Raw genomic sequence first — 13594 nt, 5'->3', positions numbered from 1 at the left:
AAAAGAAATTGCTTTGTATGGCAATAAGGCGAAGAATCTGTGGCTTATGAAAAAGAATGGGATAAATATTCCGGCAACACTGGCAGTGAAGTGCCCGGCTGCATGGAAAATGGACGTTACAAAAGAGGAAGTCTGCCAGGAAATAGAAAATGCAGTGAAAAAGCACTTCAGCATTTCAGAAGAATTGATCGTGCGTTCCTCATTTCAAAAAGAAGATTCGCAGGAAACTTCTATGGCAGGGGTGTTTGAAAGTGTAAGAGTCAAATCGTATGAACAAGTGATGAGCGCTTCGTGCCAAGTCCTGGATTCTGCAGGAAATGACTGGAGGAATATGGGAATCATTGTCCAGCCATATATCGATTGTGATTTCTCCGGGATCATGTTTTCAGCCTCTCCTTATGACTCCGGAAAAGATATTGTGATCGAGTTTGCAGATACTTCATGCAGTCATTTGGTAAAAGGAGACATTACACCAGATTTATATGTTGATAACAGAGGGTGGATCAGAGAAAATCCGGGATATGTTTCTGAATCGGTTATTCGAGACCTGACAGATGCGGAAAGAAGGCTGCGGGAACTGTTGAATGCGAATGTTGATGTCGAATTTTGTGTTAGTGAAGGAACGATCATTTTCTTACAATGCCGTCCGATGACTACCGGCAAAATAAAAATACCACTTGACAGTGTAAAAAATATTGAAGGAATATGGATCCTGCAGGAAGAGCTGTCGCTCCCGTTTACACCTTTGATCCGGACTCTGGATCCGTCGGGACTGCTGACGGAAAGACCTCATATTATAATAGAAAATTATGTATATTTCAGCAGTGAGTTCCGTTTAAAAAGTATCGATGATGAACAATGGAAAGACTGGGATTCTATTTCGCAGCATTATATGGGAATATTTCAGGATCTTCTGGATCGGAAAGAAAAAGCAGATATTGAAATGCTGGAATCTTCAGTTCAGATCTATCGCGGTGCGGTGGAATCGTATATGAATGTGAACTGGTTCATATATAGAAAAACTTGTTATCAGGAATTAATCGATGCGTTAAAAGAAAAATTTGAGAATTATCAGGATGTATTTTTCAGTGTAATGCATTCGATAGACACAATAAATACAAACAAAAGAAAAGATTTTATAAAGCTGCTGCAAAATAAAGGGACTTCGGATTTTGATGAAAAAAAGGCATTGTTTCTAAAAAAATACGGTGCGGAGACATCCCATCCGTTTTACATTATGTGCAAGAGTCTGGCCGATTATCTGGATCAGATCATTGATATTATCGGCGAACGGGAAATTAATGAGGAAGCGGGAGAACCGTTATACAACAGCAGGGATTTTGATGAAAATATTTGTGCATTAATCGAAAGATACAGGAAAGTGGTGCAGAGGACAGAAGATGATGATTATCTGTTGTGCCTGGGGTCATATGTCATACGGAATTTACTGCAGAAAATAGAAAGTAAACTTAATTTGCAGAAAGACAGCATCTGGTTTTATGAGTTTCATGAATTAAAGGATCTGGCTGAGGGGAAGAAAGTTTCATCGGAAGTGGCAGAACTGCGGCGTAAAAGTTTTGAATCCTGCAAGAATTATGATATGCCGTTAGTGATAGAAAATGGTGTTGGAGTTTATGCCGGTTCTGAATCAAAAAGTACTTTGGAAGGAGTTACCGTTTCACAGGGATATACATCCGGCAAGGTCTATGTATTAAAAAATCCGGGTGACATTTTTGAAATCGTTAATATTCCGAGCGGAAGTATTGTATACAGTAACTGGATATCGCCGGTCCTTTCTGCATATTTTTTCAATATTAAAGGGCTGATCATTCCCGAAAGCAGCATTTTAAGCCATGGGGCTATCCTGGCGAGAGAAATGCATATCCCTGCCGTCGGAGGGATTAATTACAGATTTGAAGATGGAATGGAAATTCAATTAAATGCTACGGAAGGAAAAGTATGTATAAGTGATAAAGCTTAATTTTAAAGCTGCTCCCGTCGCTTCGGGCGCGCTTTTTCTCCTGAAAATATTATCAGGAGCCGTGCAGAGCGCCATGGTTGTGGTTCTGGCACGGTTCCTTGACACAGTGCTTCGGTATTTTGAGAGCGGTGAAAGGGATATCCTGCAGGTCCTGGTATTGATCCTGGTCTATGTGGGCATGCAGCTTTTTGTCTGGCTGGAGCCGAACCTCATGGAATGGATAAATACATATCTGCTGAATGGCGTGCGCAGAGAGAGCAGCCGGATTATTTTGGACAAGTACGCAAAAATGCAGTACAGGTATATCGAAAATAAGACGGCGATGGATCTGGCAGACCGGGTGGTGCCGGACGCGGAAAAGCAGATCGTTCAGTGCTACAGCAGTTATCTGAATGTCATCAGTTTTGTTGTGAAGACTGTGGGGATCGTCGTGGTACTGGCAGGCGGAGCTCTTCTGCCCGCGGTAATCATACTCTCCTGCTCCGTACCGCTGTTCATTCTGGCAGTAAAAAGCGGACGTGCTTCCTACAACGCGGTGAAAGAAGTGACAAAAGCGAAAAGGAAAGCAGACTATTTCTCCGAGATCATGCTCCGGAGAGAGTATGTCAGTGAGAGAAAGCTTTTCCGCTATGGCAACCATATCAATGAAGAGTGGTGGAGAAATTCGGAGACTGCCCGTCTGCTGAAACTGAAGACGAGTATCCGTTGGTATATAAAAAGCAAGGCCGGAAGTGTATTTACCGCGCTGATTGCAGTGATCGCGGCGATGATGCTGATCGACCCGGTGATGAGCGGAAGCATGAGCGTGGGACTCTACATATCTCTTGTAAGTTCCCTTTATGCACTGGTAAAAGCGATCGCCTGGGAGTTCATGCAGGATGTGGATGCCCTTACAGCGGCGAATGAATATATGAAAGATTTTCAGAAATTTCTGTCCCTTGAAGAGGAAAAGCAGGAGGGAGAAAAACTGGAGAAAGCCGGGGCAGCTCTGGAGCACTTTGAGTCACTGGAATGCCGGAACTTGTCTTTTAAATATCCGGACACGGACAAATACATCCTGAGACATCTGTCCCTGAAAATCGAGGCGGGAAAGAAGTACAGCATCGTCGGCATAAACGGCGCCGGGAAGACAACGCTTGTGAAGCTGATTCTGGGTGTGTATGACGGATATGAGGGAAGCATTTACCTGAACGGGAGAAATATAAAAGAATACCGGAAGGACCAGGTGAGGAGGCTGTGCGCCGCGGTTTTCCAGGATTTCAGCAGATATGCGCTGACGGTTAGGGACAATATCCTGGTAGGGGCGCTCCGGCGCACGGACAGGGTGAGTCCCGAAGAGATTGACAGGGGTTTGGCAGATGTGGGGCTTTTCGAGACCGTGCAGAGCTACAAAGGCGGTGCGGATACGTTCCTGGGGAGTCATTTCTGGGACGGACAGGATTTCTCCGGCGGTCAGTGGCAGAGGCTTGCCCTTGCACGAAACCTGATCGGCAGTTCGGAACTGGTATTTCTGGATGAACCGACAGCGGCTCTGGATCCCATCGCGGAACAGCAGTTTTATGATTCCCTGAATAGTGCATTCAGAAAAAAGACCACAGTGACCATATCCCACCGCCTGGCGGTGACACGGGATTCGGACTGCATTTACGTGATCGGCGGCGGACGGGTATGCGAGCAGGGGACATTTGACGGGCTGATGATTGGGCATACCGTATTTTCAGAAATGTATGAGAGTCAGAAGGAGTGGTATGTTGAAAAAGAATAATAATGCATTTTTAAAAACTATCCGGGTGATGTTCCCGAAAATGGTCAGATCCTGTCCGGGACTTTTTGCGCTCAGCGCCCTGGTCAGCATCGCAAACAGTCTGTGCATGGGGATCCTGATCTGGCTTTCCCAGAATCTATACGATGTGGTCATCGGAGCTGTCAGCGGTGAGACGGGGAAACCGGGCGTGGTCCGTGCGGCGCTTCTGTACGGTGCAGTAACGGTTGTCAATCAGATCCTGAACGGTTTAAGCGTTTATATTATGAATGTGATCTTTGATATCATAAACAGGGATATCACCTGGGAACTGCACAGAAAGTCCGACCGCCTGAAGGCCATCAATTTTGAAAATGAACAGATCTACAATCAGTTTCAAAAGGCAGTCCAGGGCAGGGATGAAGCGATCTTTCTCCTCTTTATCTGCTTTACGCCGTTCACATGCCATCTGCCTCTGTACCTGTTTCTGGGAAGTTATTTTTACACGGTGGACCCCAAGTTCATCTTTGCTGTTGCCCTCATTTTCCTGCCGGTGTGCCTGGGATATTATTTTAAGATAAAGGCAAAGGAACGTCTGGTGGACGACACCGCGGCTCCTGCGCGGAAAATGGATTACTATAAACAGTGTATTACGTCCAGGGAGTATTTCAAGGAGACAAGGATCCTGGGGGCGGTGGATTTCTTCCGGAACTTATTTTTTGAAGTGATGGGCGTCGTCAATTCTCTGGAAATGAAATATAAGACAAGGAGCCTGCGGATCGATCTTTTATGTAAACTGGTGACGCTGACCGGATACGGAGTTGTTCTTTACATGCTTTTTTCCGACGTTGTGGCGGGAGCAGTCTCGGTGGGGGCCTTTGCGGCGGTGCTCAATGGTATCGGCCTGCTTTTTGATGAGATGAAAGAACTGGTCAGCGGAGACATCGGTGAAAATATCGGTTCTATGGGCGCAGTGAAAAGCCTTCTGGAATTTCTCGAACTCCCGGAGGAAGAGGAGAAAATACCGGGAAGAGAGGCGGGAAGTCCGGCAGGAATTTCATCAGAAAATGCTTCCGGGTCTGCAGCCATTAAGTTGAAAAACGTCTGTTTCCGCTATCCCAATTCGGAAACGGACGTGCTCAAAGACCTGAACCTGGAGATCAGAGAAGGGGAAACCGTGGCCCTGGTGGGACAGAACGGTTCGGGAAAAACCACGCTTGGCAAGATCCTGCTGGGGCTCTATGAGCCGACTTCCGGGACGGTTGAGTTGGCTGAAAGGTGGGAAACAATACCAGAAGAGACAGCGGACAGAAGGAAACATTCAGATGACGGGAAAGCTAATAAAGCCAGGACACGGGGCGTGTCGGCTGTGTTCCAGGATTTCCGGCGCTATAAGATGTCCCTGAAAGAAAATGTCATGATCAGCGACATAGAGGAGCCGGAGGACGAAGAAAAAGCAAGAGCTTTACTGGAAAGCATGGGGATCGGCCTGCCTATGGATACGAATCTGGCCGTGGAGTTCGGCGGAATCGATCTCTCGGGTGGTCAATGGCAGCGTATCGCCATCGCTAGAGGAATCTACAGAAATTGTGGTTTTATCGTGCTAGACGAACCGACTGCGGCGATCGACCCCATCGAAGAGAGCGCCCTCTATCATAAATTTGCGGAGATCACGAGAGGGCGGACGGCAGTACTGGTCACTCACAGGATTGGCGCGGCAAAGATCGCGGACCGGATCCTTGTTATGGAAGAGGGCCGGTGTACAGACGCCGGTACCCATGAACAGCTGATGGGGCGGTGCGCGGAGTACCGCAGAATGTATAATGCACAGGCAGAGTGGTACCGGTAGAAATATGACGAAGAGCAGGTGAGAAAAATGACAGACTACAGAAGTCTTACACAGCGGGCCGACTTGTATTACTGCGGGTCGACGCCCGAGCCTTATCAGGGCATGCCCCTTGGAAACGGGCGCACCGGATCTATGGTATGGATTGATCCGGAAATGATCAATATGCAGGTGAACCGGGTCGATGTGTTTGCCACCAATGGGGCTACCACAGCCGGAGAATGGAAGATGGACTCCCCGGATTACTATGGGGCAAACGAGTACTGCGGAGGATGTGCCGGGGTACAGATCGATTTTGAAGAAGAGGTGTTTCATGAGGAGACCCGGCAGATCCTCCATATGTACGACGCCTGCCTGGAAATATCCGGTGGCGGGGTGGAAGCGGATATCCGGGTATGGTCTGAAGCGGACGTCTTCGTGTGCAGCTTTAAGGATGTCCGTCAGGTGAAAAAACCGATCCGCATCACGCTGTCCATGCTCCGCCCGGAACTGGTGGAGCGGAAAAATCACCGGGCGAAGTCCGCAGTTTCCGCGCGCGTGGAGGAGATCCTGCTGACACAGGAATTTTCCGAGCCGTGCAGTACAGGAATCCGGGAAAATGACCACTTCTGCGCCTCCTGTGTGCGGGCATGGGCAGAGAATGCAGAGGTACTTGATATAAAAAATGCGCCGGGAGGAGACACTGCGGAGCGGGCGGCAGGGCAGACTACAGACTGCATAGCGGAGCGAATGACAGAGCAGAACGTGGGACAGATAACAGAGCGGAACGCGAGACGGACCGCAGAAAAGACGGCAGAGCAGATGCCCGGGACACCTGAGAGTATCACTCTGACGATTCTTCCGACGGCAGAGCAGTATCAAATATTTTTCGCAAGCGGGGCTTCGTTTTCCTCTCTGGCGGGTGCGGAGTCAGCCGCTGAACAGGCGCGTGAAAGCGCGAAACAGACGTCTCCGGAAGAGATCAGATCCACCCATGAAGCATGGTGGCACGCCTACTGGGAAAAGTCCTACATCTACACACCGGATCATCCGGACTTTTACAGGGCCTGGTATACATACCTCTACTATATCGGAAGCACCATGCGGGGGGACTATCCCGCCAAGTTTAACGGACTCCTGTTTTCTACAAAAGGGGATGTGAGGACATGGGGCGGTCAGTTCTGGTGGTATAACCAGAGCCGTTCCCACTACGGGCTTGCCCAGGCAAACCACGGGGAGTGCAACGAGCCTCTTTTCGGGATGCTCCTGCGCAATCTCCCACGCTATCAGAAAGCCTGTGAACAGCAGTTTGGCGGAAACGGAGGGATCTATCTGCCGGAGACGGAAGGTTTTTCCGGACCGGAGATCCTGCCCGACGAGATCGCCCGGGATCTGAAAAATGCGTTTCTGTACGATGCTCCGGCGACAGAACGGCTTCTGTCCTTTATGGCAGACCGGAGCGGGCTCAATTCCCGGTGGGCGGTGTTTTACTCCGAAGTGGAACGGCGGGAGGGCGGTCTGCAGAAATTCCGCTGGCACTCCAATCTCTCCTACGACGCCGGAGATGCGGGAAATTCCATGCTGGAGCAGTATTTTTACACAGCGGATGAAGATTTCCTGGAGAGGATCTATCCCTGGCTCAAAGGCGTGGCGGAGTTCTACCGTTTCCACCCCTGCGGGGAGATGGAGGACGGGACGTACCACATCGGACATCTGGGGTGGGCGGAATCCGTCACTTATGCAAAAGACGTCATGGATGATGTGGTTATTATGAAAGGGATTTACCCGGCAGTGATCCGCATATCGGAAATGCTGGGGATAGACGAAGAACTGCGTGAGGAATGGAAACACATGGCGGAGATTCTGCCGCCCTATCCTCTGAGCAGTATGGAGGACGCTGTCGGGCGGCTGAATGTAAATAAGGATGAGAAAACAGGCGAAGCGGAGAATACCGGGGGCGAGACATTTGCCATAGGAAGAAAACCATGCTGTATGATGTCAGAGGGAAATCCCAATGACTGCAGGCTGAGGGTGACATTCAGCTATGATCTGCTGAACCTGGAGACGAAAAAGAAAAATCCCCGGGAATGGGAGACGGCAAACCGCACCCTCGATGCTCTTCCGGTGATCAAACGGCTGAAGCAGGGGATCCCCTCCCATGCGGACGAGTGCGGATACAGCTGGAACCGGATCCTGGTGGCAGCGGCGATGCTCGGCAGGACGGATCTGATCCGGGAGTGCCTGCCCTATGTACTGCGGGCGTTTCACATGAAGAATCCGAAGCCCACGGGAGAACAGTATTTCCCGAACAGGCTTCCTTTTACAAACGGGGAGGAGAGCTACTCTATCCAGGAACTGGGTGTGTTCTCCGACCAGATGCAGGCGGCGCTGCTTCAGTCCATATCCGACGGGCCGGATAATTTTGACCATGTGATCCATGTGGCCCCCGCCTGGCCTATGGAATGGGATGTGTCCTTTGAACTTCGGGCAAAAGGGGCGTTTCTCGTGGCAGCGGACGTCAGAGACGGAAAACTGGGACCGGTGAAAATTACCTCGGAAAAAGGAAAACGGTGCAGGATCCATAATCCCTGGAGCGGGAAGGATGTGTATCTGTGGAGGAAAGACTCGCGGGGGACAGATGAGCAGAGCGAAGAATTGTACGAAGAAGGAAATTTGCGGGAAAAAGAAGCAGATTTCTGCGGAAGTGCCGGAATCAGTGCAGAGAGCCGGGAAGAGCGTCTGCGCGGGGAAACACTGGAATTTGACACATGGGCAGGCGGAGTGTACTGGCTCTTAGAAGAGCTGCCCGCGCCCGCGGAAGAGTTGCTCCCGGAAGAACTGCCCGGGGAAGAACTGTCCAGGGAAAAACTGTCCGGGCGTCGGCAGGAGGGACTGGCGGAATCTCTCTGCAGTGTTGCTGGAAATGTCTCTGCCCCGCCGGTCATCTCCCTGGATCTGCTCCGGACAGACCGGGGCATCGAGGGCGAGTACCCGTCTCTGGCAGTCGGAAAAGGGACGATCCTGCGAATGTCAGACGGTGGTGAGGCAGAATACTGCTCTTCAGACCCGGAGGTGCTCTCCATCGAAGGCAGCAGGGCATACGGCAGAAGAGAAGGGATGGCAAAGGTTACGGCTTGGAGAGAGGGTGCAAAGGCAGACGAGAGGATCATCCGCGTGACAGATGGGAGGGCGTAGTCCGCGAACTGGAGAGACAGCAGAATGAAAAGCGGCGAAAATCCGGCAGTGAACAGAGAAGAAAAATTGATGGAGGCTATGAAGAATATGAAAAAACCGGGAGAGATCTGCAATTTAAAATTCGACAAAACGATCCGGCTGTGGGATGAGGCGATCCCTTTGGGAAACGGTCTGTGCGGCGCCCTGATCTGGGGAGAGCCCGGTCATCTGAGATTCAGCCTGGACCGGGGAGATATCTGGGATACCACGCCGGATCCGGGAGTCTTGAGCGAGGAGTTTACCTACCGGAACATGATCCGTCTGGTAAGGGAGAAAAATGAGGAAGAGATCCGGCGGATCTTTGATACGCCGTACACAAAGATGCTCCCCTCCAAACTTCCGGCGGGAAATCTTGTCTTTGACCTCAAATGCGAAGGAAACGTCTGTTCCGAGCTGAATATGGCTGGGGCAGAAGCACATATAACAGTAAACGGCGTCTGTATCCGGAGCTTTCTTCACGCAGAAGAAAAGACGGGGTATGTGGAGATCGGACTGCCTGCGGACCGGTTTTCCTTTTACGTGGAAAATCCGGAATACGGAATCCGGGAGACGAATGAAGGAGCCGGAAGAGCCGGTGCTGAGGCGGAAAGCAGTAGATTCAAAACAGGGGAAACCGCGATCGATCCGGAGACTGCGTCAGCGGGGTCTTTAAAACAGCTTAAATACGAGAAGCCGGAAGTTTCCCGGACGGATGACGGACAGTATTTTGTCCAGAAGATCAGTGAGACATTTTCTTACGGGGTCTTTGTAAAACTCAGGGAAAAAGAAGGAAAGACTCTGCTCGTATACTGGATCGGAAGCTCCCCTGACGGGGCGGACTGGAAGGAAAAGGCGCTGGAAAAGCTGGAAAATGCTCTGGACAGGGGATACGGGGAGGCTTTTGCATCCCACTCTGCCTGGTGGGAGAGCTTTTGGGGGAAGAGCAGTGTAACGCTGCCGGATCCGCTTTTTGAGAAAAACTGGTATCTGACCAATTATTTCCTGGGATGCTGTTCCCGAAAAGGGTGTTACCCCATGCCGCTCCAGGGTGTGTGGACTGCGGACAATGGAGCGCTCCCGCCCTGGAAAGGAGACTATCACCACGACCTGAACACGCAGCTGAGCTATTACAGCTACCTGAAAGCAAACCATCTGGAAGAGGGAGAGACATTTACAGATTATCTGTGGAGCATGCGGGATGGCGCGCGTGATTTCGCCCGCAGGTACTACGGCGCCCGCGGGATCTGTCTTCCGGCGGTCATGGCCATCGACGGCACGCCCCTTGGCGGATGGGGGATGTACTCCCTTTCTCCGACCAACCAGCTCTGGATCTGCCAGGCCTTTGAGAGACATTACCGTTTCTCGGGAGACCGGGATTTCCTTAAGGAGCGGGCGTATCCGTATTTAAAGGAAACGGCGGAATTTATCCTGGATATCCTGGAAGAGAGGGACGGCAGATATTATCTTCCGATCTCCAGTTCACCGGAGATCCACGATGACCATATCGAGGCATTCCTGACGCCTAATTCCAATTATGATCTGGCGCTGATGCGGTATCTCTTTACCGCGCTGGCGTCTCTGGCAGAGGAGCTTGGAAACGGGGAAGAAGAGACATGGAGAGGGCATCTGGAGAAATGCCCGGATCTGGCAGTGGACAAAGACGGTGTGCTCATGTTAAGCCCGGATGAACGGCTGACGGAGTCGCACCGCCACCAGTCCCACGCCATGGCGATCCACCCGCTCCGGCTGATGCCTTACGATACGGAGGAGAATAAAAAAGTGATTGACGCTACGGTTCTCGACCTGGAGCGCATGGGGACCGGAAACTGGGTGGGCTATTCCTTTGCCTGGCTGGCGGAGTTCTACGCGATTCAGGGAAATGGAAACGGGGCAGCGCATCAGTTGGAAGTATTCTGGAAATACTGCTGTTCCCGGAACGGTTTCCATCTCAACGGCGATTACAGAAATGCGGGAGTTACAAGCCTGCATTACCGTCCGTTTACCCTGGAAGGAAATTTCTGCGCCGCAGACGCACTTCAGGAGATGCTCCTGCAGAGCGAAAGAGGGATCCTAGCGTTTTTCCCCGCTATTCCGGATGAGTGGAGAGAGAAGAAGGTATCGTTCGAGGACTTCCGGGCAGAGAAGGGACTTCTCGTATCCGCAGAATGGGAGAATGGGGAACTGACGGCGCTGACGCTCAAACCACAGTACGACGGTGAGATCTTCTTCCGGGATTATGAACAGGCTGAGAAGATTTTCAGGGATACGGAAGTGAACGTAGAAGAGAGAGACGGAATGGGCGTTATCCGGGCAGAAGGCGGAACGGTGATAAGAGGCGGAACAGTGAGAAAAGATGGAACAGTGATAAAAGGCGAAACCGTGAGAAGAAGAGATTCATGGGAGAGAGAGGAGCAGTGAAATGCCGGCAGAAAGATTACCATACTTAAATACAGAATTATCCGTAGAAGAACGGGTCGAAGATCTCCTCGGCAGAATGACCCTGGAGGAAAAGCTGCGGGAGATGTATATGCATCCGGCAGGTGCGTTTGCAGAAGAAAATGACGCCGCATGCTTTTCTGAAGAAAAGGCGGAGACATTTTTTCAGGGAATCGGAATCGGCGCGGTCGAGGCGCCGAAATGCCTGCCCCGGCAGAATGCAGTGTTTATCAATGCTCTGCAGAAATATCTGAAAGAACATACCAGACTTGGCATTCCTGCGCTGATCGTCAGTGAATGTCTCCACGGATACATGACTCCGGAAGCGACGGTGTTTCCACAGGCGATCGGACTTGCTTCTACCTGGAATAAGGAACTGATGCGGCAGACGGCTTCTGCGATCGCGGAGGAGGCCGCTGCCTGCGGAATCCGGCAGGGACTGGCGCCGGATCTGGATCTGGCACGGGAACCGAGATGGGGACGTGTGGAAGAAACGTACGGGGAAGATCCGTGCCTCTGCGGAGAAATGGGGCTTGCTTATATAAAAGGACTGCAGGGCGAGAACGGTACGGATGAGAGACGTCCGGCAGAGAAACAATGGCTGGAGGAGGAACAACATCAGGCGGAGGGACAAAGCCAGGCAGAGGGACAAAGCCAGGCGGAGAAACTGTGCCAGGCGGAGGATCAATATCTGGCGAGGGATAAGATCGCTGCCACCCTCAAACATTTCTGCGCTCACGGAAGTCCGGAGGGCGGTGTGAACCTGTCTCCGGTCCCGGCGGGGGAAAGACAGCTGAGAGAATTATATCTGCCTCCATTTGCAAAAGCGGTTCGTGAGGGTGGAGCGCTCAGCATTATGCCCGCCTACAGTGAGGTGGACGGGATCCCCTGCAGTGCGTCAGAATTTCTGCTGACGGATCTGCTGAGAGATGAACTGGGATTTCGGGGGTATCTTTTTTCCGATTACGGGGCAGTGGAGATGCTCAACTGTTTTCACTGCACTGCTGAAAATCGCGCGGAAGCTGCCGCTCAGGCGGTGCGCGCGGGCATGGATATGGAAGCGCCCACAGGATGCTGTTTTGCACATTTAAAAGAACTGCTCGATGACGGGAAGATCGATATTTCCCACATTGACCAGGCGGTGCGGAGGATTCTGCGGGTGAAATTTCTGACAGGTCTTTTTGAGCACCCGTATGTGGATCCGGAAAAGATCTCCGGGATCGTCCATACGGAAGAAAAACGCCAGCTTGCCCGCAGGGCTGCGCAGGAGAGTGTGGTTCTCCTGAAAAATGATAAGATCCTTCCGCTGTCCGGGAAACAGCGGACCATCGCCGTGATCGGTCCGAATGCAGATGAGGCGGAACTGGGCGACTATTCTCTGGGCAATATGGGAAACAGTTCGGCGGTCACGCTTCTGGACGGAATCCGGAGCCATGTCTCTGCGGAGACCCGTGTGCTGTATGCGAAAGGATGCGGTCTGTACGAAAAGGACGGAATCCGGGACGAGAAGGCATGGAAAGACGCCATGGATGCTGCACAGCAGGCGGATGTCATCATTGCCGCCATGGGACATTCGAGTTCTGTGGATTATGGTATCGGATGGGGAACGGATACCGGCAAGCCTGTGACCTGCGGGGAAGGATATGACTGTGCGGATCTGCGCCTGAGCGGAGCGCAGGAAGCGTTGCTGGAGGAACTTCTCGCGCTGTCAAAACCGCTCGTGCTTGTGCTGATAAACGGGAGACCCGTGACGCTTCCGTGTATCGATAAGATCCCGGCTCTGCTGGAAACCTGGTATGCCGGGGAAGAAGCCGGAAATGCCATTGCAGATATCCTCTTTGGCGAAGTGAATCCCTCCGGAAAACTTCCGGTTACTTTCCCGAAGAGTACGGGACAGATCCCTCTTTACTATAATTATAAACCTTCAGCCAGAGGCTATTACCACCGGCCGGGAGCCCCCGGCGCTCCGGGGAGGGACTATGTGTTTGATGATACGGAACCGATGTTTCCTTTTGGATATGGGCTGAGCTATACTTCATTTTCGTATTCAGACCTCTCTGTGGAACCCGCCGTGATCCCGGCAGGGAACCCGGTCACCGTGGCGGTTACTGTAGAAAATATAGGCAGCCGGGAAGGTGCGGAGGTTGTTCAGATATACGTGAATGATCTGTACAGCAGTACCACTACGCCGGTGAAGGCTCTGAAAGCATTTGAGAAGATTCTGCTTCAGCCGGGGGAGAAGAAGAGAGTATCGTTTGAGCTGAAACCAGAGGATATGGCCCTGGTGGACCGGAACTGCAGGTATGCTGTGGAGGAAGGAGAGTTCCGGGTAATGACCAGGGGACTTGAGGCGGAGTTCCGGGTTTCCGGAGCATGTTATGCAGAATAGGAGGTTCCA

At 51.5% G+C, this 13594-nt stretch carries 6 protein-coding genes; all 6 read left to right on the top strand.

Annotated features, from left to right (window positions below; all coding sequences use genetic code 11):
- The first annotated feature begins 46 nt into the window (after window positions 1-46).
- From B5F07_RS14705 to B5F07_RS14680, 6 genes are read left to right on the top strand one after another with little or no spacing between them, the layout of a single operon-like run.
- Window positions 47-1981, top strand: coding sequence for a PEP/pyruvate-binding domain-containing protein (locus B5F07_RS14705; protein WP_162613142.1), 1935 nt, complete (start codon window positions 47-49; stop codon window positions 1979-1981).
- A complete protein-coding gene (locus B5F07_RS14700) occupies window positions 1968-3746 on the top strand; it encodes an ABC transporter ATP-binding protein (protein WP_087162041.1) in 1779 nt (592 codons plus the stop codon). The genes B5F07_RS14705 and B5F07_RS14700 overlap by 14 nt, the downstream gene beginning before the upstream one ends.
- Complete coding sequence (locus tag B5F07_RS14695) at window positions 3730-5571, top strand: ABC transporter ATP-binding protein (protein WP_162613141.1); 1842 nt, start codon at window positions 3730-3732, stop codon at window positions 5569-5571. Before B5F07_RS14700 ends, B5F07_RS14695 begins: the two co-directional genes overlap by 17 nt.
- A gap of 27 nt (window positions 5572-5598) precedes the next feature.
- Window positions 5599-8742, top strand: coding sequence for a glycosyl hydrolase family 95 catalytic domain-containing protein (locus B5F07_RS14690; protein WP_087162039.1), 3144 nt, complete (start codon window positions 5599-5601; stop codon window positions 8740-8742).
- 24 nt (window positions 8743-8766) lie between these two features.
- Window positions 8767-11178: a glycosyl hydrolase family 95 catalytic domain-containing protein gene (locus B5F07_RS14685; protein ID WP_087162038.1), complete on the top strand. Its 2412-nt coding sequence runs from the start codon at window positions 8767-8769 to the stop codon at window positions 11176-11178.
- Window position 11179: 1 nt separating this feature from the next.
- The gene (locus tag B5F07_RS14680; RefSeq protein WP_087162037.1) at window positions 11180-13585 is read left to right on the top strand and encodes a glycoside hydrolase family 3 N-terminal domain-containing protein; all 2406 of its coding nucleotides are present in this window, start codon (window positions 11180-11182) and stop codon (window positions 13583-13585) included.
- Window positions 13586-13594: the final 9 nt, after the last annotated feature.

Source organism: Lachnoclostridium sp. An169 (genome assembly GCF_002160525.1).
Taxonomy (GTDB): Bacteria; Bacillota; Clostridia; order Lachnospirales; family Lachnospiraceae; genus Mediterraneibacter; species Mediterraneibacter cottocaccae.
The sequence above is the reverse complement of the archived record's forward strand: the minus strand, read 5'-3'. Positions and strand labels throughout refer to the sequence as shown.

Excerpts from the sequence above, each read along its gene's own strand:
- B5F07_RS14680 (WP_087162037.1), top strand. The coding sequence starts at position 11,180 with ATGCCGGCAGAAAGATTACCATACTTAAATACAGAATTATCCGTAGAA.
- B5F07_RS14695 (WP_162613141.1), top strand. The coding sequence starts at position 3,730 with ATGTTGAAAAAGAATAATAATGCATTTTTAAAAACTATCCGGGTGATG.
- B5F07_RS14690 (WP_087162039.1), top strand. The coding sequence starts at position 5,599 with ATGACAGACTACAGAAGTCTTACACAGCGGGCCGACTTGTATTACTGC.
- B5F07_RS14685 (WP_087162038.1), top strand. The coding sequence starts at position 8,767 with ATGAAAAGCGGCGAAAATCCGGCAGTGAACAGAGAAGAAAAATTGATG.
- B5F07_RS14705 (WP_162613142.1), top strand. The coding sequence starts at position 47 with ATGAAAAAGAATGGGATAAATATTCCGGCAACACTGGCAGTGAAGTGC.